The sequence below is a fragment of the Companilactobacillus huachuanensis genome (genome assembly GCF_005404815.1).
In the GTDB taxonomy this organism is placed as follows: domain Bacteria; phylum Bacillota; class Bacilli; order Lactobacillales; family Lactobacillaceae; genus Companilactobacillus; species Companilactobacillus huachuanensis.
Window position 1 is genome coordinate 1 of sequence record NZ_BJDF01000022.1, and the last position, 24,031, is coordinate 24,031.

Below are 24,031 nucleotides of genomic sequence, written 5' to 3' on the forward strand. Positions count from 1 at the left end.
TAATAGATCGAGGACTTAATCGAGTAAAGAGTTTACAGCAGTTCGAAGTGATTCAAGATTTAATTCATTATTCTTAATATCTAGTTTTCAGGGTACGAGTGTCATAGTAGAATACAGTGTAGTGACGATAGTGAGAAGGATACACCTGTTCCCATGCCGAACACAGAAGTTAAGCTTCTCCGCGTCGAAAGTAGTTGGTGGGAAACTACCCGCGAGGATAGAGAGTCGCTACGCTGTCTCATGATGGAGGATTAGCTCAGCTGGGAGAGCATCTGCCTTACAAGCAGGAGGTCACAGGTTCGATCCCTGTATCCTCCATATCATGAGCCGTTAGCTCAGCCGGTAGAGCATCTGACTTTTAATCAGAGGGTCGACAGTTCGAACCTGTCACGGCTCATTTGCAACATATATATAACACACCATGCGGGTGTGGCGGAATTGGCAGACGCGCTAGATTTAGGTTCTAGTGTCCAGTGGACATGAAGGTTCAAGTCCTTTCACCCGTATTTCAATATTGTTGTTGCGATATTGTGTTCCATTTAGTAGAATATGAAAGTAACGTTTTATGCCGACTTAGCTCAGTTGGCAGAGCACCTGTCTTGTAAACAGGGGGTCGGAGGTTCGAATCCTCTAGTCGGCATAATGCGGAAGTAGTTCAGTGGTAGAACATCACCTTGCCATGGTGGGGGTCGCGGGTTCGAATCCCGTCTTCCGCTTTCATTATAGTAACGCCGGGGTGGCGGAACTGGCAGACGCACAGGACTTAAAATCCTGCGGTAAGTAATTACCGTACCGGTTCGATTCCGGTCCTCGGCACTATAATGAATATGCACCTATAGCGCAATTGGATAGAGTGTCTGACTACGAATCAGAAGGTTGTAGGTTCGACTCCTACTAGGTGCATTAGTTTTATTTTCGGGAAGTGGCTCAGCTTGGTAGAGCACCTGGTTTGGGACCAGGGGGTCGCAGGTTCGAATCCTGTCTTCCCGATAGGCAATGTATGTTGTCAGTATTATAGTTTTTGGCGGTGTAGCTCAGCTGGCTAGAGCGTCCGGTTCATACCCGGGAGGTCGGGGGTTCGATCCCCTTCGCCGCTATTTTTCCGGACCTTTAGCTCAGTTGGTTAGAGCAGGCGGCTCATAACCGCTCGGTCGTAGGTTCGAGTCCTACAGGGTCCATCGTTTTATAATGGACCTTGCATTTTATTAATGTTATCGCGGGATGGAGCAGTCTGGTAGCTCGTCGGGCTCATAACCCGAAGGTCGTAGGTTCAAATCCTGCTCCCGCAATTTGTTTTAAGTAATTATATTTGGTTCCTTGGTCTAGTTGGTTAGGACGCCTGCCTGTCACGCAGGAGATCGCGGGTTCGATTCCCGCAGGGACCGTTAGCAAATCGATATGTTTGCTATGGTAGAAGTAGTCGCAAAGTGATATGCGGGTGTAGTTTAGTGGTAAAACCACAGCCTTCCAAGCTGTTGTCGCGAGTTCGATTCTCGTCACCCGCTTTGCCACTTTTATGGGCCTATAGCTCAGCTGGTTTAGAGCGCACGCCTGATAAGCGTGAGGTCGATGGTTCAAGTCCATTTAGGCCCACTATATCTGGAGAAGTACTCAAGTGGCTGAAGAGGCGCCCCTGCTAAGGGTGTAGGTCGCGCAAGCGGCGCGAGGGTTCAAATCCCTCCTTCTCCGTTAGATATGACCCCTTGGTCAAGTGGTTAAGACACCGCCCTTTCACGGCGGTAACATGGGTTCAAATCCCGTAGGGGTCATTGATGCTGTTGCATCATTATAGTTTCGTTTTTTAAGCAATGGAGGATTACCCAAGTCCGGCTTAAGGGAACGGTCTTGAAAACCGTCAGGTCGAGAAATCGGCGCGTGGGTTCGAATCCCACATCCTCCTTAGTGGGTAACAGTTGATTTACTTTTTTATTATCGCGGGATGGAGCAGTCTGGTAGCTCGTCGGGCTCATAACCCGAAGGTCGTAGGTTCAAATCCTGCTCCCGCAATTAGCTTTAAATAATTATTTGGTTCCTTGGTCTAGTTGGTTAGGACGCCTGCCTGTCACGCAGGAGATCGCGGGTTCGATTCCCGCAGGGACCGTTAAATGGCTCGGTAGCTCAGTTGGTAGAGCAATGGATTGAAGCTCCATGTGTCGGCGGTTCGATTCCGTCCCGCGCCATTTTGGAGGGGTAGCGAAGTCTGGCTAAACGCGGCGGACTGTAAATCCGCTCCTTCGGGTTCGGTGGTTCGAATCCACTCCCCTCCATATTTTTTAGGGATATAGTTTAAAGGTAGAACTACGGTCTCCAAAACCGTCGGTGTGGGTTCAATTCCTACTATCCCTGTTTCTACCTTTTATCATGGCGGTATTGGTGAAGTGGTTAACACATCGGTTTGTGGTACCGACACACGTGGGTTCGATTCCCACATACCGCCCTTTTTTATTGGGTTATAGCCAAGCGGTAAGGCAATGGACTTTGACTCCATCATGCGCTGGTTCGAATCCAGCTAACCCAATTGCTGTAAGAAATGAATATGGCGGTATAGCCAAGTGGTAAGGCAGAGGTCTGCAAAACCTTCATCACCGGTTCAAATCCGGTTACCGCCTTTGGTTATGCTAAAGTAATTGGGGCATGACAGTTAGTAATATTATGCCGGTGTGGCGGAATTGGCAGACGCGCAGGATTCAAAATCCTGTTTCCACTAGGAAGTATCGGTTCGACTCCGATCACCGGCATTATAGGGTATAGTAAACTTATACCAATCTAGGTTATCACTTAGCTCTAAACATTGTTAAATCAATGTTTAGAGCTTTTTTTGTGCCTTTAAACTAAGGCTATTCAATTCTAAGTTTTTACACAGTTCTGCACACTTTTTGAAAGTAATGCACAATTCTTGCACACTTGATGTAGTATGTTGCCAAATGGAAACAACCAGATTTGTAATAAACGTGAGTAAACATCCAATGACTGATGGTATGGAAAGAAGAATGTTTTCAATTGATAGTGCAAATTTTTTCATACACTTATGAAGAAATTTTTTTAGAAACAGAATATCGTCAATCCCTAGTGTTTTAAGAATCATTTACAATCCGATATTGTCAGCAAGCATTGAAACAACTTTCTTGTTGAAATATTTTTGATTCAATCCAGCGTCAATCTGTTTATCATCAATTCTAGTTTTTCCATTTATGAATCCTTGTATGCTTATTTTACGGTTCTTTTTGATGGGTTGCTTAGATTTAGTTACGATCAGAAAATATTGATCACTGCTTTTGATAGGGGTCAATATCAGATGATATTGATCGTATTCATCAATTGCTAAATCTTTGACGTAAAAATTCTTTAAGGTCACATTCATGAACAGATTGACACTACTATACTGGTCCATAGATGTGAGATCCAATTCTTTAGAAATATCAGGATACTTTGAATTAGGTTTTAAATTAGATTTGTTTTGAGCAGCCTCCGCTTGAGCTTTAGTAGCATAACGTAATGGATTAGTGGTATTAACTATAGTACTGGTTAAAATCGTTAGACCGGTTAATAGAGCAATTCTTTTACGATTCATAGTGGTTCCTCCTTAGAAAATTCACCTCTTAATTATAATTCTGAGAAATCAATATTTAACAGCAAAAAGCATAGTTAAATATTGATAGATTTTAAATTTATATTTATTGAATGGTCAATTTTTATAACAAAGTAAATTGAAAAAACGTATTAAAAGGCTATCTAATTACAAATCAATTTGCTACTATTATGGAGCACTAAAGATGATACGCCACAAATTTAAGATTGGAGTGCAAAAACTTGAATGTTATAAAAAATCGCGTGATTCAGACGGTGTGTAATACATTAACAACACCAAGGTTTGAACGTTTTACAATTTATGAATTGTCGAGTAAATCCGATATAGACATTCTTACTATTTATACTGAGATTGGTTTTATGGAGGATGTTTATAAAACTGTTTTTGAAGAAATAATATTGAAAAATGTTACGGAAAATAGTAAGACGTTTGAAGATATAATTAATAATTTCATTAATTATGTTTCAAATAACAAGATTTTTTGTTTAAACCTATACAAGGAAACAGAAGAGAAAATCGTTTTCCAAAAAATAATCAAATTACTCAATGATTTGATTATAAATTATTGTGAGGACACTGATTCTAAGGATAGATTGTATCTAATTGTTGGCTATATTAGAATATTTCAACAATGGTCTACAGAACGATACTATATATTAAGTGCCGAGGTTATTGAGGAAATCAGAAAAAATCTGCTGTTGAATCATAAGGAAGTTTTTGGCTAATCTTTGAAATGTTTTTCAAATAATAAATAAAATAAAAGGGGATATTATCGATGATAATTTTACAAATCCCTGAAGGTAATGATTTGGAATTAAATCATTGCCTTTTTTTATGTGCGTTAACTCTTTTTAAGAGTTCCTAACTTGACTAGATTTGAGTAATTCTGTAAATCATGTATTATATATAATGAGGTGAAAAGATGTTTAGATATGCAAAAGAAGAGGATGCAGATCAGATATTGCCAATTTTGTTCCAAATCTTCGATGAGATGGAATTAGATGTTTTTAAAGAAGTTGGCGATGAGAAGATGGCACAGGTTATCAAGGAAGGTTTCTTCCAACCTGGCTATCGTTATGGTCTAGGAAATATCCTTGTAAACGAGATCGATGACAAGGTTGTTGCAATTATGGTCGGTTATCCTGAAGAACTAGAGGATGGCATCGACGAACCATTGATCAAGATTATGCACAAATATGGCATTAAAGAGAAGAACTTGTTTGGTGATAAGGAAGCTTGGCCTGGTGAATGGTACTTGGATTCATTTGCGGTTGCTCCAGAATTTCAAGGCAAGGGAGTCGGAACAAAAACTATGGAACACTTCATTGACGTAATTCGTGATCGCGGTGAAAAAATCTTGAGTTTAAACGTCGATGTAAATAATGAGCCGGCCCAACATGTTTATATAAAGACTGGTTTCAAAAAGGTTGGCCAATTATATATTGGGAGCCACTTATATGATCATATGCAATATGATTTAACTAAATAAGACGTTGTCCTAGATAAATATATCGTCTCTAGATATGAGAGAATACAACTACAGACGATTAATAAAAACGACAAATACTCAGTTTATGACTGAATATTTGCCGTTTTTTGCTTTAAAAAGTGTTTGAAATTTGGATGAAACAAATTTTTGTCCAAATATATCTGTAACGGCTATAAAGCATGATATATACCAACGAATTCATTTCTTGATAATTTCTTAAATTGATTTGAAATTGTGTAGATTAAAATTTAAGCTTGAAATATTACTAATTAATACCATAACGAAGATTTACTAAAAAACTTGTCTAGTTTTAATATAGTAGTCTGATACTACCGGCGACCAACTTGTCTAGTTTTTTAGGTGAATCCCGCAAAAGCAGTAATGTAAGCGCTTTCTAGTTGTGGTAGTGTAGGAGTTGTTGGAGGGCATATGAAGAAGTATTTGACGATATATCACGACTTATTAAGTGATATTCAAACCAAAAAATACCAATCTGGAGAAATTCTTCCAAGCAATCAGCAATTGGTCATGCGTTATCATGTATCCCGGGAAACGGTACGCAAGGCTATTCAGTTATTAGCTGATGAAGGATATATTCAGACGATTCGAGGAAAAGGCAGTTTGGTCTTAGTTAAGAAACGCTATCTTTTCCCAGTATCATCAATCAAAAGTTATAAGGAAATTGTTGACGAAAGTGGATTGGATTCAGTCAACCGTGTATTGAAAATTCAAGATCATGTTTTGGTTCCGGAACGGCTGCGTTTTGGATCGCCAGAGATGTATTCCCAATTAATTGTTCGTGAACGAATAGTTAATGGGATACCAACGATTCTTGATTATGATTACATTAATGAAGATGTTTCCAAAGATGTTCCAGAAGCGTCGGCAAAGGAATCGTTATTCGGTTATTTTGAAAATGAGCTGGGTTTGACAGTTGATTATGCGGTTAAACATTTGACAGTGGAAAATGCTGAATATGATGATTGTGATCTCTTAAAAATTGATCAAGCAATGCCGATGGTTGTCGTTCGTAGCGAGACCCATTTAACGGATAGTCGAATTTTGTCATATACCGAATCGAGACACAGAGCGGATAAGTTTAGCAGTGTTGAATTTGCTCGACGGCATCATTAGATACCAACTATAGAGAGGGGAAAAAATTATGTTTGGATTTAATAAACATGAATCAACGGATGAATTGATTGCACCTATTGATGGTGAAATTGTAAATCTGAAGACAGTCTCAGATCCTGTTTTTGCACAAGGGATGATGGGTGACGGTTTTGCAATCAAACCAGACCTAAACAGTTCCGAATTACTCGCACCAGTGAGTGGTAAAGTAACTGTCGCGCAGGGACATGCAGTTGGTATTGAACGTGATGATGGGTTGCAATTTTTGATTCACATTGGAATTGATACAGTTTCCTTAAAGGGTGCACCATTTACAATTTTTGTGAAGCAAGGTAAAAAGGTTATGGCGGGGACACCTTTAGTTGATATTGATTGGAACCAAATCACAACCAATAAACTTGATCCAACTGTGATGGTTTTGATTCCTAATTCTAAAACAAATTTGGAGTCTTTGAGTGTTACTGAAGAAGCAGTAACTAAGAATCAACCAATTGGACAAGCAACCGCAAAATGATATGGAGGGATTGAACAAAATGTCAAAGAATAAAGATTATTCGGCTTTAGCATCAGAGATAATTGCTGGTGTAGGGGGAGCTGAAAATATTAATAAAGTTATTCATTGTATTTCTCGTTTGAGATTTTATTTAAAGGATGAAAAGAAAGCTCAAACCGAAAAAATTACTGCACTTGATGGTGTAGCTGGAGCTTTGTATAATGCCGGATTGGGCCAATATCAAGTCGTAATTGGACCTGCTGTAACGGATGTTTATGATGAAGTTATTGCTCAATTAGGTGAAGGATTTGCTGATGAGGATGCTACTGAATCAGCTGTTGCTGAAACGGGTGCCGCTGCACAAAAAGCTGAACGTCCAACGAACCTTTGGGGATGGATTACTAAAGCCTTCCAAGTTTTAATTGGAACAATTACTGGTTCAATGATTCCAATTATCGGCTTGTTAGCTGCTTCTGGTATTTTAAAAGGATTTTTAACATTATTCACATTTAACTTAAATTTAATTGATACCAAATCAACAACATACATTATTATTAACGCAATGGGCGATTCCGCCTTTTATTTCTTACCTATTTTGGTTGGATTCTCAGCAGCTAAACAGCTACGGTCTGATCCAATCGTTGTTGGTGCAATTGCCGGTGTTTTGGTTCATCCAACAATTGCGGCTCTCTGGGCTGCACCAACAAAAGGGATGGCAACTTTCTTAGGTATTCCAATGAACGCTGAATTCTTTGGCTTACCAATTCATATCCCACAGTACACGTATTCAATTTTCCCAATTATCTTTGCTGCTTGGTTAGCTAGACCAGTTGGTAATTGGCTCAAGAAGGTTCTACCTTTAAGTCTTCGTTCAATTTTACAACCATTATTCACATTATTTATTGTTGCAAGTGCTGTTTTAGTAATCATGGGACCAGTTATTTCATTGATTTCAAGTGCTTTGGCTGCCGGAATCAACATGCTTGTTACAGCTAATGAAGCTGTTGCCGGATTAGTGATCGGTGGTTTGTATCAAGTTCTAGTTATCTTCGGACTTCACTGGATGGTTGTGCCTATTGTTTCAAATGATATTGCTATGACCGGACACTCTGTTCTAAATGCTTTGATCAACTTTACTATGATTGCTCAAGGTACTGGTGCTTTGGCCGTTTGGGCTAAAACAAAACGTGCTGATATTAAAGGTTTATCATTAGCTGGTGCTTTATCAGGATATGCCGGTGTTACTGAGCCTGCTATGTATGGTATTAATTTGAAATATGGTCATGTTTTCTGGATGTCAAATATTGGTGGTGCTGTCGGTGGATTTATTGCTGGACTATTAAAAGTTGATATGTTTGGTTTTACTGGTTCATTGATCGGTTTCCCATCATTCTTCTCAAAGACAAACCCTAATAATATTTGGACCTTTGTAATTGCTAGTGCTGCTACAATCATCGTCTCATTTATCTGTGTATACTTCTGGGGCTTCAGCGATGCCGACTTGGATAAAGTTAAGTCAGCTCAAAAGAAGAATGTCTTTAAAGATGCTACAAATAAATAGCTAAGGAGTCTTACTATGACTGAAGATTGGCAAATTACTTATCGGGATACGCCAATTGGTGTTAAATCTTATGGACAAGAATCAATTCTCACGCTAGGTAATGGTTATTTAGGATGGCGGGGTGCACCTGTAGTTAGTCGTTATAGCGCTGATCATTATCCCGGTCTATACGTAGCAGGTGTTTTCAATCAAACTAAAACCGAAGTAAATGATCGAGAAGTCGTGAATGAGGACCTAGTTAATTTTCCAAATCCACAATTATTAAAAGTTACTATTGATAAAACACAATTGTCGGTACCTTACAGTGATAGATTGGCTCAACTAGATATGGAACATGGTACTTTAGTTGAAAAATTAACCTTCCCAATTGAAAAAGGACAGCTGTTTCTAAAAACAACTAAAATATGTGATCCCGTCAATTATCATCAATTTGCATTAAAAATCGAGTTAAGTTTGGATTTTGATGCTGATGTAAAAGTTGAATTATTAATTGATGGCAAAGTTCAGAATAAGGATGTTGCTCGTTATCGTAATTTTAATAGTCAGGAGTTTGCTGTAACCAAAACGTCAGACCATATGTTACAAGGCGAGACATTACAGTCAGAAATAAATTTTGTGCTTGGAGCAAGGACAACAAGTGATACAGCTGAGTTTGTGACTAAATATTCTGATGATTCTGTGGTCGATCAAGCTGAAATTCATTTACAAAAGGGTCAGCCATTAGTAATAAATCGAGTTATGGCTGTTGCTACAAGTCATGAGACATCTGATGTTTTGAATATCGTTGAAGAATCACTCAAGCAAAGCAGTTTCGAGAATATTTATCAAACAAATTTGGATCATTGGCAAAAATTTTGGCAGAAGTCAGATATTAAATTAACAACCGATGATATTGATATTCAGAAATTAATTCGCCTACATATTTTCCAACTCCATCAGGCAGCTTCAGAACTATCTAATCCTCATTTCGACGCTTCAGTAGGTTCTCGTGGCCTAACCGGTGAAGGATATCGTGGACATATTTTCTGGGATGAATTATTCATGGTTCCATATTACTCAGCTAACGAACCATTGGCGGCAAAAGCAATTATTCAATATCGAATCAATCGTCTAAAGGCTGCGATGGAAAATGCACGTTTGCAATTGGAACATGGTGCCATGTATCCTTGGCAATCAGCTGGTATCGGGGATGAACAGGCACAATTTATTCATCTGAATCCAATGACGAACTCTTGGTATCCAGATAATTCACGATTGCAGCGCCATGTGTCTTTGGCAATTGTTTATGATCTTTGGAGTTATACTCAAATTACTGGTAAGAATGATTTACTCATCAATAATGGTGGCTTAAATTTGTTATTACAAACAAGCAAATTTTGGCTAAATAAAGTAGAGTATGATGGCAACAAATACCACTTGTCGGGTGTAATGGGTCCAGATGAATTTCATGAAGCTTACCCTAATACGAAGACTGGTGGCTTGTCAGATAACGCCTATACCAATTTGATGTTGGCTTGGTCGTTATCATGGTTACTAGACTTAAAGAATACAATTTCTGAGGCATTCGAAAAATCTTGCCAGGAGTCAGACTTCGATGACGATTTGTTGGCAAAGTCTCAAGAAGTCAGTCAAAATTTAGCCGTTAATGTGACTAGAGATGGTGTTATTGAACAATATAATCACTACTTTGAATTGCAGGAGTTGGATTTGACAGCTTATGCAAAAAAATATGGTGACATTCATCGAATCGATCGAATTTTGAAATCAGAAGGTAAGTCATCCAATGATTATCAGGTCGATAAACAAGCAGATACATTGATGATGGTTTATAACTTGGGACCTAAAGTCATGGCTTCGGTAATCGAAAAATTAGGTAATAAGTTGCCTAAAGAGTGGCTATTACAAAATTGTGATTACTATTTATCTAGAACAGTCCATGGTTCGACCGTTTCTCGACCAGTTTATGCCAGTGTTGATGCAGCATTAGGGGATGTTGATGCCGCTTGGAAGAAACTCAAGGTGGCAGTGAAATCAGATTATGATGATATTCAAGGTGGTACCACAGCTGAAGGCATACATACCGGGGTGATGGGAGCTGATTTGACAGTTATCATGCGTGACTTTGCTGGTGTTAAATTAGAGAATGGTCAATTGAATATAAATCCTCAGTTACCAACGACTTGGACAAAATTAGCGTTCATGCAAACATATCGTGGAATTCAATATCACTTTGATTTCCATGATAATAAGTTATCAATTACGGCTAATCACGATTGTACGATCAAAGTTATGGATAAGTTAATTTCGTTGAAAGCTAATGAATTGTTTGATTGTCAAATTAAAGAAAATATCTGAGGACAATAAACAGAGTGGTCAAAATCATGTTTAGTTTTTAGATTTTGAAACTTATCAGCTAGTAGTTTAATTAGGGACAAAAAAGAAGTCGTTTATTCACTTGAAGAAACTAGTCAATTTCAAAAGTGAAAGGCGACTTCTTTTTATCATAAAATGCAAAATATTTTAAGAATCAATTTTCTAACTGAAAGTTGAAAGACAAAAAATTAATATAACCATTGTTGTAACAGATCTAAAGTTAACTTATTTAAATAATCCACAATCTTCATTATCTTATTGTTACTGACATAAAAAAATCAAACTAGTTGGAAGAGCTGAGAGTATTCATTTGCAGCGAAAGTGGCGTTATTGCTTTAGCAATTACACCACCGGACGTGTTGAAGCCTTACCGGGCTTTGGTAAGGCTTCAACCGAGGTTCCGAGACCGCGCTTTGGCTCGGGCCGTTCCGCGCAGCAATTGAATACTCTCAGCTCTGGAAACGGCATACTTAACCAAACTTTTAACCTTTAGTTATTTAAATAATCAGATGAGATCCATTCAATGTTATTATTTTTAACCACATTTGATATCGGATCAGCTGGTAGAGCATCTGAAATGATGACTTTATATTGTGTTAAGGTGTTCATCTTAAAAAAACTTTTCCTGAAAAATTTGGATTTATCAATTAACAGAATTGTTTCTTGTGATTTGTCCATGATACTTTTTTTTGAGAACGCTTGATTCATATTAGATTCATAAACACTATTTTGATCAATACCACTGGCGGAACAGAAGGCAATATCAATATTAAAGTGATTGATGATTGGATTTTCGAATTCACTATTTAATACTGAGGAAGAATTGTGCTGGATCTCACCGCTGGTAATAAAGGTTCTTAAAGTAGTATTTCCATTAGTTGCCAGTGCATTAGCAACGTTTAGGCCATTCGTTACAACAATCAGATTATCGATATTCTTGATTAATTCACATAATTGAAAAACAGTTGAACTGGAGTCTAAGTAGATACACATTCCAGGGCCAATGAAATCTCTAGCAATTTTTGCTAGAGATTTTTTTTCTTGGATATGTTGTTTTGAACGTAAGATAATATTTTGCTCAATGTTATTAAAAGTATTTAGGATAACTTCGCCACGCTCTCGTCTAATTAATCCCTGTTTTTCTAGATATATTAAATCTCTTCTTAATGTTGATATACTGCAGAATGTTTCACAAGCTAAATCAGTGGTACTTACTCTTCTTCTTTTTTGAACAATTTCAGTGATTTGCGTAATTCTGTCCTGTCTATCCAAAGAAAATCCTCCCCAATAATGTACAAATTTTTCATAATCAGAATAACAACTTTTTGAACAATAGTGAACTAATAATAGACAAAAGTTGAACGAAATTCATTATCTGTTCATTTCATGTAACCGGTTCCATTATGATGTTATATTTTTTATGGAAATTAAAAACAAGTGAAATGGAGGGAGGACATGACAAACGTACTAGCTATGGACTTTGGTGCGTCTTCCGGTAGAGCCATTGTTGGAAGGTATGAAAATGGGAAAATTCGACTAGACGAAATGTATAGATTCGAAAATGTTCCAATAATGTTTGACGATAAATTATCGTGGGACATTAATAAGTTATTTTCACAGATTGAACTGGGAATAAATAAATCGCTAGAAAAATATAAAGTTACTAGTTTAGGAATTGACACTTGGGGCGTTGATTTTGGTTTGATTGATGAATACGGAGATTTAATTGGAGTGCCCATGCATTACCGAGGGGTTGATACTGATAAGATTCTTGCCAGAGTTTCAGATTTTATCACCTTACAAGATTTGTATGACAGTACTGGCAATCAGATTATGAAAATTAATACTTTATTTCAGATTTTATCTATTCGTGAGTATTATCCCGACCAATATTTCAGAACAAGAAAAATTTTGATGATATCTGATTTATTTAATTATATGTTGACCGGTAAGATGGCCACTGAAAGAAGTATAGCTTCGACAACGCAGTTAACTAATCCATATTCAAAAGATTGGTCGAGAACAACGGTTGATAACTTTAATATTAATTCTCAGTTATTACCGAACATTGTAGATGAAGGAAATCAACTTGGGTATGTTAAGAAAAGTTTTAACTGTGGTGATATTCAAGTTATAAATGTCTGTCAGCATGATACAGCTAGTGCAGTTCTCAGTATTCCAGCCAGTGGTCCTTTTTTATTTATATCATGTGGTACATGGTCATTAGTTGGAACGGAATTGAACCATCCTATCTTAAATAAAAAAGCCCTTGAATATAACTTGACGAATGAAAGTGGATTCAACAAGACCACCGAATTTTTGAAAAACTGTACCGGATTATGGATCGTTCAAGAATTGAAACGAAATTATCACGAAGATGGAATCGAACTCTCCTATGAGGAAATTACCAAAATAGTTGAAGATATTACCGCTAAAACTTGTTTGATTGATACGGATGATGACTTATTCAATGAACCTGGTGATATGCGCAAACGAATTTCCTCGTATGCGACTGAAACTGGTCAGAAAATTCCTCAAGAACTTGGTGAATTTTTCAAATGCGCGTATGAGAGTTTAGCAAAAAAGTATAACGAAACGATTAAAGAAATTGAAGATGCGACCGGAGAGTCATATCAAGATATTCATGTTGTGGGTGGTGGTTCTAAATCGGATTATTTTTGTCAGTTGATTGCTAATGTTACTCACAAGAATGTTTTATCTGGTCCAGCTGAAGCAACGGCATTAGGGAATGTACTTATGCAATTAATTTCCTTGGATGAAATAGAGAATGTTGCCGCGGCACGGAAAATTGTTGCTAATTCAGTTGATATAAAGAGATTTGAACCTTTGAAAAGTAAATTAATGGAGGAATAAATTCATGAATTCATATCCAAAAATCGGTATTAGACCGACTATTGATGGACGCCAGGGTGGTGTTAGGGAATCTTTAGAAGAAAAAACAATGGATATGGCTAGGTCAGCTAAAGAATTAATCGAGAATTCATTAAGATATGCCGACGGAACGCCAGTCCAATGTGTTTTAGCCAGTAGGACGATTGGTGGTCGTGGTGATGCAGGAATTGTTCAAGAAGAATTTATGGGACATAACATAATTGCAACATTATCCGTAACGCCAAGCTGGTGCTATGGGACTGAAACGATGGATTTGGAGCCTAATACAATTAAGGCGATTTGGGGTTTCAATGGAACTGAAAGGCCAGGTGCAGTTTACTTAGCTGCTGCTATGAGTGGTTATGCCCAAAAAGGTTACCCGGCCTTTAAGATTTATGGACATGATGTTCAAGATCTTAACGATAATTCGGTTCCTGAAGATGTCAAAAATAAAATTCTTACTTTTGCTAAGGGTGCCATTGCTATTGGTCAAATGAAAGGGAAGTCGTATGTGAATATTGGAGCCTCCTCAATGGGAATTGCAGGTTCGCAAGTGGATAGTAATTTCTTCAAAGATTATCTCGGTATGCCGGTTGAGTTTGTTGATATGACTGAAATTCTCCGTCGAATCACATTGGGAATTTATGATCATGAAGAGTATGAAAAAGCACTTAAGTGGATCAAAGATAATTGTCACGAAGGATTAGATATTAACGCAGGCAAAGATTTTCCAGAAGTGATTACAAAATCAAAAGTAGTCCCTGCTGATAAGGATTGGGAATTCATTGCTAAACAAGCGATTATTATTAGAGATATTTTATTCGGTAATGAACGATTGGCCAATATTGGCTGGAAAGAAGAATCTCATGGTCATAACGCTATTGCTGGTGGATTCCAAGGTCAACGGCAGTGGACAGATTGGTTGCCAAATGGGGATTTCACTGAAGCAATGATGGCCTCAACATTTGATTGGAATGGGACTCGTCCAGTTACAGCTTTTGCTACGGAAAATGACACTTTAAATGGGGTATCAATGCTTCTTGGAACACTACTAACTAACAAAGCTCCAATCTTCTCAGATGTAAGAACCTACTGGAGTCCAGAAGCAGTCAAAAGAGTTACCGGTAAAACTCTGACAGGTAGGGCTGCAAATGGATTTCTACACTTAATTAACTCTGGTGCCTCTGCATTGGATGGAACGGCGGCCGCAAGGGATGATCATGGAAACAGGGGTATGAAAGAGTTCTGGAATATGACGCAAGCTGATCAAGATGCCTGCCTCGCTGAAACTGACTGGTGCCGTGCAAATTATGAGTATTTCCGTGGCGGTGGTTTTTCATCACACTTTAAGACGGCGGCAGAGTTGCCTGTGACATTGATCAGAATGAATCTTGTTCGCGGAATTGGACCATCTTTACAAATTGCTGAAGGATATACGGTTGTTTTGGATGATGATGTTCACAAAATCTTGGATGAACGAACGGATAGAACTTGGCCAACAACTTGGTTTGCACCAAATCTGGGCGCAAAAGGATTTGAAACAACTTATGATGTTATGAATCATTGGGGTTCAAATCACTGTGCATTCGTTCAAGGTCACATCGGTGCTGACTTGATTACGATGGCAAGTATGTTGAGAATTCCGGTAGCCTTGCATAATGTTTCTAGTGAAAAAATCTTTAGACCAAGTATGTTTGATGGTTTTGGAACTAAAAACTTGGAAGCTGCCGACTTTGAAGCATGTGAAAAATTAGGACCATTTTACAAAAACTAGTTAGTGAGGAATGACAACGATGTTAATGGAAAAGGAACGCGAGCAATTAATTGAGTATGGTAAAAAATTAGTTGAAACTGAATTAACAAAGGGTACTGGCGGAAATTTGAGTATCTATGACCGTCAAAATGGTCAGATTGCAATCACACCTTCTGGTATAGATTTCAATAAGATAAAAAAATCTGATATTGTGATTTTAGATATCGATGGAAATGTCATTGATGGCGATACCGTTCCTTCCAGTGAATGGCAGATGCATTTGAAAGAATACCAAGAACGGACTGATATAGATGCGATTATTCATGCCCATACAATTTATGCAACTGTCTTGTCAGTCTTACACACACCACTACCTGCATCTCACTACATGATTGCGGTTGCTGGTAAGGATGTGAGAGTTGCCAAGTATGCAACTTATGGCAGTAAAGAATTGGCTGACAATTCATTTGAAGCCATGAAAGATCGTAAGGCAGTTTTCTTAGCCAATCATGGATTATTAGCTGGATCATACAATATTGCTAATGCTTTTAATATCATCGAAGAAATTGAATATTGTGCAAAAATTTATTGCATTGCAAAAAGCATCGGTACTCCAATCATTCTTCCTGACGAAGAAATGGAATTAATGGCTACGAAGTTTGAGAATTACGGACAAGTTAAATAACGTGTCGTATCCTAGCTCTTCCGACTAATTAATCGTTATTAATTGAATGCCAAAGGTTGAAAGTTTAGTTAAGTATGCCGTTTCCAGAGCTGAGAGTATTCAATTGCTGCGCGGAACGGCTCGAGCCAAAGAGCGAACTCGTTCCTCGGTTGAAGCCTCGCAAAACCCGCGAGTCTCCAACACGTCCGGTGGTGTAATTGCTGAAGCAATAACGCCACTTTCGCTGCAAATGAATACTCTCAGCTCTTCCAACTAATTTATTTTTTAATGGCATGAACAATAAAACGAATACTTCAGATTATTCAAATGTTCTACATTCAGCCTATTTTAAAGGTAAATTTTGAAAATTTAATTTGCAAAATATAATCGAAATATAATTGATACAAATATTTGTAATAAATTATCAACTAGCACCATGTGTTAAATAGACACTTTTCAATAACTTGAAGGGGGTTGTTGCGGAAAAATTTGAGACATACGGATTTATAAGGGAGATCTACTAAATGTTAAATATATTTCATGAACGAGGAGAGGGAAAATGCAAAGTAGTTTGGATAGAAAAAATGTAGAAACATCTAAGAAAATAACCCTAGGTATTTTATCTATTTCGTTTTTAATGTCAGTTAGTAATGCTATATCAGGTACGATTCCATTAATGCAGAATTATTTTTCAAATGTTTCAAGTTCTAACATCGAGTTATTGGTTGTTATTCCTACCGGTGGTGTGCTTCTAGGTACTGTGATTAGTGGTGCTATCGGTAATGTTATTGGAAAAAAATATACAGTTCTTTTAGGTTTAACGATTGCTCTGATAACCGGTGTCATACCAGCTTTCTGGGCCAATTATTTCACGATTCTATTATCTCGAGCAATGTTTGGGGTAGGATGTGGTATCTTTACGCCACTTAGTGTTTCATATATTACTGATACATTCTCCAAAGAAAAGTGTCACAAATTGTTAGGTTATCGTAACGCCATTGGTGCTATCGGTGACTCGATCATGTTATTTATCGCTGGATTCTTGATAAAGATCAGTTGGAATACAACATATTTAGTTTTCTTCTTCCTATTGATTCCTATCGTTTTGATTATGCTCTTTGTCCCTAAGGAACTGGATAATTTCGAAGCAGTTACGGATGAAAATGGTGAGACTGAGGTTGTCGAAAAGACGTCAAATGTGAAACCATCGACGAACTTCAAAGTTATTAAATTAGCAGCAATCTTCCTATTCATGTGTATGTTTTACAGTGCCATTTCATTGAAGTTTGCAAATTATGTGGTTGACAATAAAATTGGTACTGCTGCTACAGCAACTTATATCTTCGGTTTTTTAACACTATGCTCAATTTTCTCAGGATTACTTTTTGAAAGAATTTCCAAAATTTTTGGCAAATGGACAGTTGTTTTATTCGAAGCAATTACAGCAGTGGCTATGGTTGCTCTAACACTATCAACATCAATTCCAGTGTTACTTGTTTTGATTCTTGTCTGTGGATTCAGTAATGGTATTATCAATCCCGCTTTAACTGCCAGAATGGTTGATTATTCTCCAGAGAATTCTATGAACTTAACAACGTCAATTATTATTATCGGTATCAATATTGGTTTCTTAACTGCACCATACGCTTTCCAATTGATTTCAACTGTTTTTGGAAATGCTACTCCACAGTTTATTATTCTAATTTCAGGTTTATTCTATATTGCCCTTGCACTTTACGATATATACACAGTTAAAAGAGATCGTCTCACACTGTAAAATTACGAATTATTATTAAGAATAGTTGGAGGATGTAAATAATGAATGAAAATATGAAATGGTTTAAAGAGGCAAAATACGGCATGATGATTCACTGGGGATTATACTCATTACTTGCAGGAGAGTATGACGGCAAATCGTCTAGTAATTATGCTGAATGGATTCAGTCAAAACTTCAAATTCCGAATGCTGAATATGAAAAATTGACTGATGCCTTTAACCCAATTTATTTTGACGCTGATAAAATTGTTAATTTGGCTAAAGATGTTGGTATGAAATATTTAGTTATTACCACAAAACATCATGACGGATTCGCAATGTATAAGTCAGAAGTTGATAAATATAATATTTTTGATTCAACACCATTCCATCGGGATGTTATTAAGGAATTATCTGAAGCTTGTAAAAAGGCTGGATTAAAATTCGGTATTTACTACTCACAAGATCTCGATTGGCACGACTATAACGGTGGTGGATATTTATCAAATGATATTGAAACCGCCGGGACAACTTGGGATAACAGTTGGGACTTTACTGGCGAAAAAGATTACAATCTCTGTTTTGAAAATAAAATTATGCCTCAAATCGAAGAGTTGATGACTAACTATGGCGAAATTGCAACTGCTTGGTTTGACGTTCCGATGACACTGACAGAAGAGCAAAGTAAGAGAATTTACGATACTGTTAAAAAACTTCAACCAGATTGCCTAATCAATTCTCGTCTAGGTAATGGTGAATATGATTATGTTTCATTAGGTGATAATGAAATTCCAGATACAACGGAAGTTGAAGCAAGTGATGAAAAGGTTGATTACAATGCTGTTGACGGTTTAAAACCTTCACCAAACGGATTGTACGAGACTGCCGGTACAATGAATGATTCTTGGGGTTTCTCATATCATGATCAGAACTGGAAGAAACCTGAAGATATTTACAAATACAAGAAACATTTAAATGACTTAGGTATTAATTATCTTCTAAATGTTGGATTGGATGGACTTGGAAGAATTCCAATGGATTCAATTGATAATTTGAAGGCTGTTAAGGGTTTGGAAAATAATTAGTTAAGTATGCCGTTTCCGTTTCCAGAGCTGAGAGTATTCAATTGCTGCGCGGAACGGCCCGAGCCAAGGTGCGGTCTCGAACCTCGGTTGAAGCCTCGCAAAAACCGCGAGTCTTCAACTCGTCCGGTGGTGTAATTGCTGAAGCAATAACGCCACTTTCGCTGCAAATGAATACTCTCAGCTCTTCCAACTAATTTATTTTTTTATGGCAGGATAGATAAAACGAATATTTCAGATTGTTTAGATAAATTAACTCTGAGCATGTAACAACAATGTTTAATTAGAACTTTTTGGTTTATACCTAAAAATTTATCAAATTAAAGCGACTTTTGAATCGAGCAACTTTTAGGAATTGATTATTAACTACAAATTAATTGACACAACGAGATGAAAAAGAGGCGTCCAATTGGATGCCTCTTTGAAGTCAAAAGTTAATTATAATAATTTTTGTAAAGGGATGTGTGCTATATGACGTATGCAATGATTGGGACTTGGAGAATGGCCTATGAAGGATTATGTAAGGGAATGGATCTTTTGAGTCAGAATGGTAAGAGTGCTGACGCTGTTGAGACTGCCATCAAAGAAGTGGAAGATTATCCGTTCTTTAAATCGGTTGGATATGGTGGGCTGCCTAATGCTAATGGGTTGGTAGAAATGGATGCTGGATTTATGAATGGCGATACATTTGAAGTTGGTGCGGTCATGGGCATCAGCGATGTGAAAAATCCTATTTCAATCGCAAGAAGTTTGAGTCATGAACATTACAATAGCGTGCTAGTTGGGACTGGTGCTTCTCAGTATGCAACTCTCAATAATTTTGAACGGAAGAATATGCTGACGGAACGCGCTCATAAGATTTGGGAAAAACGTCGCAAAGAAATTATTGAAAAAAATCTTTCGCCATATGATGGTCATGACACCGTAGGAATGGTGAGCCTAGATACTTTTGGTTCACTTTCCGTTGGAACTTCAACATCAGGATTATTTATGAAAAAGCCTGGAAGAACTGGCGACACAGCATTGGTTGGCGACGGCTTTTATGTGGACAGTGAAATTGGTGGTGCAGCCGCGACTGGCCTTGGTGAGGACATTATGAAAGGGTGTCTCTGCTATGAAATTGTGCGTTTAATGGGCACTGGAATGACGCCACAAACTGCCTGTGATAAAGCAGTTTATTCATTCACAAAAAAATTAAAAAGACGTTATGGAAAAATTGGAGAATTCTCTCTGGTTGCCTTGGATAAAAGCGGAAATTGGGGAGTTGCAACAAACGTTGAGTTTACGTTTGCGGTTGGAACCGAAGCAGGTAAACCAGCTATCTTCATCGCCCACCCAGCAGATAATGATCAGACTAAGATTGAACCTATCACTCAGGAGTGGTTGGATGCTTATTCTAAAAGAATAAAGGCTCCAATAGATTAGGAAACGGTGTGGAATATGCAAGAACAGGCGGAAAAAAATTTAATCCCCATTTCTACAAAAATCACCAATAATGTAGTTTTGAAATCAATGCGTGAGGCCTTATCAACACTGACTCCCATGATAATGATTATTTCCTTATTTATTCTGATTGGAAATTTTCCGATACCTGGCTGGGCTAGCTTTTGGCAGAGTCTTTTGGGCAATAATTTGGTCGAAACACTTTCCTCATCATTTGTTGGCATATTCAATTTTATTGGATTGTTGGTTTGTGCTGTGATGGCAAATACTTATGGAAATAATCGGGGATTGAAAGGTATTACACCATGTTTGGTTGAATTAATAGCTTTTCTAATTCTGATTCCAATGTCGAATCAGATTGGTAGTGATGTCTCGACGGTCTATTTTGGACCTAACGGAATTTTCATTGGTATTTTAGTTGGATTAAGTAGTGTTGAATTATACCGTTTCAGTCTTAATAAAAAGTGGAATATCAAACTTCCAGATTCTATTCCGCCAGCCGTTGCCAATTCTTTGACTGAGTTGTTGCCATTTGGTTTTGTTATTTTGATTTTTGTAATTGTTAAAACCATCTTGGGCTTAACGGGATTTCAATCCGTTCATAATTTGATATTCATCCTTATCCAGATGCCACTAAAAGGTTTAGGGAATTCTTTGATTTCAGTCGTTCTCTATAATTTCATTGCTTCATTTCTGTGGATATTTGGAATAAATGGACCGACGATTACAAATAGTTTTTGGTCGCCTATCATGTTTTCTTTGACACAAGACAATTTGAGCGCCTTTCAGGTGGGAGAGAAAATCCCACATATTTATACACAACAGTTTATCGATATTTTCACAACGTATGGGGGCGGAGGCAGTACACTTTCACTACTAATAGTTGTTGTTTTAATTAGTAAGTCGAAAAGATTAAAAAGTCTGGGTAAACTTGCTTTGGTTCCCGGAATTTTTGGAATAAATGAACCAGTTGTTTTTGGTATTCCAGTGATATTTAATCCAAAAATTGCAATTCCATTTGTGATTGTTCCAGTAGTAAATACAATAATTTCTGGATTAGTATTCAGTTTTCATTGGGTTCCCTATACGACTGGTGTAATGCTACCGTGGACAACACCACCGATTATTTCTGGATGGTTATCGACTGGTAGTTGGTTGGGTTCAGTTTTGCAGCTTTTTGAAATTGCATTGGGGATGTTAGTTTATTATCCTTTTGTAAAATCCTTGGATAAACAATATATTTTGGAAGAGGAGTAGGGTTTTATTTGGATACGCCGTTATGCCGTTTCCAGAGCTGAGAGTATTCAATTACTGCGCGGAACGGCCCGAGCCAAAGGGCGGTCTCGAACCTCGGTTGAAGCCTCGCAAAACCCGCGAGTCTCCAACACGTCCGGTGGTGTAATTGCTAAAGCAATAACGCCACTTTCGCTGCAAATGAATACTCTCAGCTCTTCCAACTAGTTTATTTTTATGTCAGGAATAATAAAATGATGAAAGATAATGAGGACTTCTGATTATTTAAATAAATTAACTTTAGTTTTGTTACAACAATGGTTATATTAATTTTCTAATTAATGCGTAATGCTAATTTTTAAATTATATTTGCTAGCTGTCTTTATACAATGAGTTAAATGTAATTGTTTAAAGTTTGAATGAATTTGATGATATTTATTGATCTATTTTATTTATGAAGCAATAGTCGGAAGAGCTGAGAAATATTTGTGGGCAGTGGAAGTGGAGTTAGAGCTTCAGCTCTTACTCCACCGGACGTGTTTGGAGACTTACCGGACTTTGGTAAGGCTTTAAACCGAGACTTGAGACCGTTCTTTGGCTCGAGATGGTCCGCACAGCCAGTGAATATTTCTCAGCTCTGGAGACGGAATATTTAATTACCATAGGACAATAATTCAGATATCTTTCCCAAAGGAGTATTAAATTGAAAACGGTTAGAAAAGATTTTAATTCGTTGTTTTTAGAATCTAAAGATGAGTTCTTAAGTTATCTCCAGCAACTTGTTTCGATACCGAGTGTTAAAGGAAATGAAACTTACAATGCGCCTTTTGGAATTGGTCCGAAACGAGCTTTGGAATTCATATTGGCATTGTCGAAACAACTGGGTTTTAGAACGGGGCAAGTTGACAATTGTGTTGGGTGGGCAGAATATGGTCCGACTGAAAAAGAATGTAGCGAGTATTTTGGCGTTTTAGGACATATAGATGTCGTAGATGTGGTCAATGATTGGCAATATGATCCATTTGATGTGACCTTAGATGAAGGATACTTATATGGTCGAGGTGTTTTAGATAACAAGGGACCGATAATGTCGACATTATTTGCGCTGTATTTAATAAAGAAGCAGGGATATATTCTGAAAACAAGAATCAGAATAATGTTTGGCACGGATGAAGAAAGTGGCAGTAGGGATATTCCTAGGTATTTGAAAGTTGAGAAACCACCATATGCCGGTATTACTCCAGATTGTAAATTTCCTATTGTTTACGGCGAACGTGGATTAGTTGACTTAACTATTAGTAACATTATTACGGACGATTCATTAAAACAGATTGATGATTTGGATGGAGAATTCGATCATAGCTTTTTACCAGATCAGGCATCTGTTACATTGGACGGAATTAAAACGGTTTTTAAAGGAAGCAAAGCACCAAGCAATGCACCAGATTTGGCCGATAATGTATTACCAAAATTGGTTGAATATTGTAAATCACTTGATGGTCAAACTGGAACTTTTTTTAAATGGATAAATGAAAAAATCGGTAATCAAACAAATGGTAGTGGTTTGGATTTAGATTATTGCGATACCGAATCAGGAGAATTACAACTTTCGTTTTATGAAATTAATATTACTGAAAAGGGAATTCAATTGAAAATCTCGATACGCTATCCAATTACAGTGTCAGAACACATTTTGTTGGCACAGTTAGAGACGCAACTATTAGCTTCAATGGAGTTGACGATAAATCGCAGGTTTCCATCAATAGTAAGGAATAATAAATTAAACTTTATTAAACAATTTTCTGAAATTTATGAGCAAGATACTGGTTTAGATGGAACACCAGTGACGACAACAGGTGTAACATATGCCAGAGCAATGCCAAATATAGTTGCATTTGGGCCATCTTTTCCCGGTCAAAAGGGAATTGCCCATAAAGGCAATGAATGGCTAAAAATTAGTGATTGGCAATTAATGACAGAAATTTACTTTGATTGTTTTATTGCCGAACTTTGTTAATGTTCTCAGGTATTCTGGGGGCTTAGGTAAGTATGCCGTTTCCAGAGCTGAGAGTATTCATTTGCTGCGCGGAACGGCCCGAGCCTGGGAAGCGGTCTTGGACCTCGGTTGAAGCCTCACAAAACCCGCGAGTTTTCAACGCGCCCGGTGGTGTAATTGCTAAAGCAATAACGCCACTTTCGCTGCAAATGAATACTCTCAGCTCTTCCAACTAGTTTATTTTTTTATGGCAGGAACAAGTAAAATGAAAACTTATGCTTATTTGAATAAATTTGTTCTAAGCCTGTAACAACAACGGTTATACCAATTTTTCACTGTCCAACCTTCAGCCGTTCAATTTAAACTTGGACTAGAATGCATTTATAGAGTTTAAATTATCTTTTTTTGATGCTAACGAAAAATGAGTTGTATCATCACACCTAAGTATTTTAAAGTGTGATGATACAACTCATTTTTCATATAATTAAAAACTATTTTTCCTAATAAAAATAAATTAGTCGGAAGGAATGATAATATTCACCAGCTGTGGGTGTGGCGTTAGAGCTTTAGCTCTTA

At 37.4% G+C, this 24,031-nt stretch carries 16 protein-coding genes, 26 tRNA genes and 1 rRNA gene; 41 read left to right on the forward strand and 2 right to left on the reverse strand.

The window, feature by feature from the left end:
• Positions 1-117: 117 nt before the first annotated feature.
• The 27 genes from rrf to FFM71_RS11265 all read left to right on the forward strand — a co-directional run bounded on the left by rrf (position 118) and on the right by FFM71_RS11265 (position 2,738).
• A 5S ribosomal RNA gene (gene rrf / locus FFM71_RS11135) occupies positions 118-234 on the forward strand.
• 11 nt (positions 235-245) lie between these two features.
• Positions 246-318: transfer RNA gene (locus tag FFM71_RS11140), tRNA-Val, on the forward strand.
• Positions 319-324: 6 nt separating this feature from the next.
• A tRNA-Lys gene (locus FFM71_RS11145) sits at positions 325-397 on the forward strand.
• A gap of 26 nt (positions 398-423) precedes the next feature.
• A tRNA-Leu gene (locus FFM71_RS11150) sits at positions 424-506 on the forward strand.
• Positions 507-567: 61 nt separating this feature from the next.
• Positions 568-640, forward strand: a tRNA-Thr gene (locus tag FFM71_RS11155).
• A 4-nt stretch (positions 641-644) separates the two neighbouring features.
• Positions 645-716 (forward strand) — tRNA-Gly (locus FFM71_RS11160).
• 14 nt (positions 717-730) lie between these two features.
• Positions 731-816 (forward strand) — tRNA-Leu (locus FFM71_RS11165).
• Between the two features lie 13 nt (positions 817-829).
• Positions 830-903: transfer RNA gene (locus tag FFM71_RS11170), tRNA-Arg, on the forward strand.
• Positions 904-916: 13 nt separating this feature from the next.
• Positions 917-990, forward strand: a tRNA-Pro gene (locus FFM71_RS11175).
• Between the two features lie 33 nt (positions 991-1,023).
• Positions 1,024-1,097: transfer RNA gene (locus FFM71_RS11180), tRNA-Met, on the forward strand.
• A gap of 7 nt (positions 1,098-1,104) precedes the next feature.
• Positions 1,105-1,178 (forward strand) — tRNA-Ile (locus FFM71_RS11185).
• A 37-nt stretch (positions 1,179-1,215) separates the two neighbouring features.
• Positions 1,216-1,289: transfer RNA gene (locus tag FFM71_RS11190), tRNA-Met, on the forward strand.
• 22 nt (positions 1,290-1,311) lie between these two features.
• Positions 1,312-1,385: transfer RNA gene (locus FFM71_RS11195), tRNA-Asp, on the forward strand.
• Between the two features lie 49 nt (positions 1,386-1,434).
• A tRNA-Gly gene (locus tag FFM71_RS11200) sits at positions 1,435-1,505 on the forward strand.
• A 13-nt stretch (positions 1,506-1,518) separates the two neighbouring features.
• Positions 1,519-1,593 (forward strand) — tRNA-Ile (locus FFM71_RS11205).
• An 8-nt stretch (positions 1,594-1,601) separates the two neighbouring features.
• Positions 1,602-1,689: transfer RNA gene (locus tag FFM71_RS11210), tRNA-Ser, on the forward strand.
• A gap of 8 nt (positions 1,690-1,697) precedes the next feature.
• Positions 1,698-1,769 (forward strand) — tRNA-Glu (locus FFM71_RS11215).
• A 41-nt stretch (positions 1,770-1,810) separates the two neighbouring features.
• Positions 1,811-1,900 (forward strand) — tRNA-Ser (locus FFM71_RS11220).
• A 33-nt stretch (positions 1,901-1,933) separates the two neighbouring features.
• Positions 1,934-2,007, forward strand: a tRNA-Met gene (locus tag FFM71_RS11225).
• Between the two features lie 20 nt (positions 2,008-2,027).
• Positions 2,028-2,101 (forward strand) — tRNA-Asp (locus FFM71_RS11230).
• A gap of 6 nt (positions 2,102-2,107) precedes the next feature.
• A tRNA-Phe gene (locus tag FFM71_RS11235) sits at positions 2,108-2,180 on the forward strand.
• 4 nt (positions 2,181-2,184) lie between these two features.
• A tRNA-Tyr gene (locus FFM71_RS11240) sits at positions 2,185-2,267 on the forward strand.
• An 8-nt stretch (positions 2,268-2,275) separates the two neighbouring features.
• Positions 2,276-2,346: transfer RNA gene (locus FFM71_RS11245), tRNA-Trp, on the forward strand.
• 18 nt (positions 2,347-2,364) lie between these two features.
• A tRNA-His gene (locus FFM71_RS11250) sits at positions 2,365-2,437 on the forward strand.
• Positions 2,438-2,446: 9 nt separating this feature from the next.
• Positions 2,447-2,518, forward strand: a tRNA-Gln gene (locus FFM71_RS11255).
• Positions 2,519-2,538: 20 nt separating this feature from the next.
• A tRNA-Cys gene (locus FFM71_RS11260) sits at positions 2,539-2,609 on the forward strand.
• A 45-nt stretch (positions 2,610-2,654) separates the two neighbouring features.
• Positions 2,655-2,738 (forward strand) — tRNA-Leu (locus FFM71_RS11265).
• A gap of 347 nt (positions 2,739-3,085) precedes the next feature.
• Here FFM71_RS11265 and FFM71_RS11270 read toward each other — a convergent pair.
• Entirely contained in the window at positions 3,086-3,571 is a 486-nt protein-coding gene (locus FFM71_RS11270; protein WP_137612252.1) for a hypothetical protein, read from the reverse strand.
• Between the two features lie 377 nt (positions 3,572-3,948).
• On the opposite strand from FFM71_RS11270, the gene FFM71_RS11275 reads away from it, so the two are divergent.
• The 6 genes from FFM71_RS11275 to FFM71_RS11300 all read left to right on the forward strand — a co-directional run bounded on the left by FFM71_RS11275 (position 3,949) and on the right by FFM71_RS11300 (position 10,618).
• Positions 3,949-4,314, forward strand: coding sequence for a TetR-like C-terminal domain-containing protein (locus FFM71_RS11275; RefSeq protein ID WP_137612253.1), 366 nt, complete (start codon positions 3,949-3,951; stop codon positions 4,312-4,314).
• Between the two features lie 197 nt (positions 4,315-4,511).
• Positions 4,512-5,078, forward strand: a complete 567-nt coding sequence (locus FFM71_RS11280; protein WP_137612254.1) for a GNAT family N-acetyltransferase — start codon at positions 4,512-4,514, stop codon at positions 5,076-5,078.
• Positions 5,079-5,507: 429 nt separating this feature from the next.
• A complete protein-coding gene (gene treR / locus FFM71_RS11285) occupies positions 5,508-6,212 on the forward strand; it encodes a trehalose operon repressor (RefSeq protein ID WP_137612255.1) in 705 nt (234 codons plus the stop codon).
• A gap of 28 nt (positions 6,213-6,240) precedes the next feature.
• The gene (locus tag FFM71_RS11290; RefSeq protein WP_137612256.1) at positions 6,241-6,723 is read left to right on the forward strand and encodes a PTS sugar transporter subunit IIA; all 483 of its coding nucleotides are present in this window, start codon (positions 6,241-6,243) and stop codon (positions 6,721-6,723) included.
• 19 nt (positions 6,724-6,742) lie between these two features.
• Positions 6,743-8,263 (forward strand): PTS transporter subunit EIIC, encoded by a 1,521-nt coding sequence (locus FFM71_RS11295; RefSeq protein ID WP_137612257.1) that lies wholly within the window; start codon positions 6,743-6,745, stop codon positions 8,261-8,263.
• 15 nt (positions 8,264-8,278) lie between these two features.
• On the forward strand, positions 8,279-10,618 hold the full coding sequence (locus FFM71_RS11300) for a glycosyl hydrolase family 65 domain-containing protein (protein WP_137612258.1): 2,340 nt from the start codon (positions 8,279-8,281) through the stop codon (positions 10,616-10,618).
• 507 nt (positions 10,619-11,125) lie between these two features.
• Here FFM71_RS11300 and FFM71_RS11305 read toward each other — a convergent pair.
• A complete protein-coding gene (locus tag FFM71_RS11305) occupies positions 11,126-11,908 on the reverse strand; it encodes a DeoR/GlpR family DNA-binding transcription regulator (protein ID WP_137612259.1) in 783 nt (260 codons plus the stop codon).
• A 183-nt stretch (positions 11,909-12,091) separates the two neighbouring features.
• Here FFM71_RS11305 and FFM71_RS11310 point away from each other — a divergent pair, with 183 nt between their 5' ends.
• The 8 genes from FFM71_RS11310 to FFM71_RS11345 all read left to right on the forward strand — a co-directional run bounded on the left by FFM71_RS11310 (position 12,092) and on the right by FFM71_RS11345 (position 23,476).
• Entirely contained in the window at positions 12,092-13,510 is a 1,419-nt protein-coding gene (locus tag FFM71_RS11310) for a rhamnulokinase (protein ID WP_137612260.1), read from the forward strand.
• 4 nt (positions 13,511-13,514) lie between these two features.
• Positions 13,515-15,302 (forward strand): L-fucose isomerase, encoded by a 1,788-nt coding sequence (locus FFM71_RS11315; protein ID WP_137612261.1) that lies wholly within the window; start codon positions 13,515-13,517, stop codon positions 15,300-15,302.
• Positions 15,303-15,321: 19 nt separating this feature from the next.
• Positions 15,322-15,966, forward strand: coding sequence for an L-fuculose-phosphate aldolase (locus tag FFM71_RS11320; protein WP_137612275.1), 645 nt, complete (start codon positions 15,322-15,324; stop codon positions 15,964-15,966).
• Between the two features lie 538 nt (positions 15,967-16,504).
• Positions 16,505-17,722: an MFS transporter gene (locus FFM71_RS11325; protein ID WP_137612262.1), complete on the forward strand. Its 1,218-nt coding sequence runs from the start codon at positions 16,505-16,507 to the stop codon at positions 17,720-17,722.
• A 41-nt stretch (positions 17,723-17,763) separates the two neighbouring features.
• The gene (locus FFM71_RS11330; RefSeq protein ID WP_137612263.1) at positions 17,764-18,786 is read left to right on the forward strand and encodes an alpha-L-fucosidase; all 1,023 of its coding nucleotides are present in this window, start codon (positions 17,764-17,766) and stop codon (positions 18,784-18,786) included.
• A gap of 468 nt (positions 18,787-19,254) precedes the next feature.
• Entirely contained in the window at positions 19,255-20,208 is a 954-nt protein-coding gene (locus FFM71_RS11335; protein ID WP_137612264.1) for a glycosylasparaginase, read from the forward strand.
• Positions 20,209-20,223: 15 nt separating this feature from the next.
• Complete coding sequence (locus FFM71_RS11340) at positions 20,224-21,483, forward strand: PTS sugar transporter subunit IIC (protein WP_137612265.1); 1,260 nt, start codon at positions 20,224-20,226, stop codon at positions 21,481-21,483.
• Between the two features lie 679 nt (positions 21,484-22,162).
• Positions 22,163-23,476 carry a Sapep family Mn(2+)-dependent dipeptidase gene (locus tag FFM71_RS11345; protein WP_137612266.1) on the forward strand — a complete coding sequence of 438 codons (1,314 nt, stop codon included), beginning with the start codon at positions 22,163-22,165 and terminating at the stop codon, positions 23,474-23,476.
• The last annotated feature ends 555 nt before the right edge of the window (positions 23,477-24,031 follow it).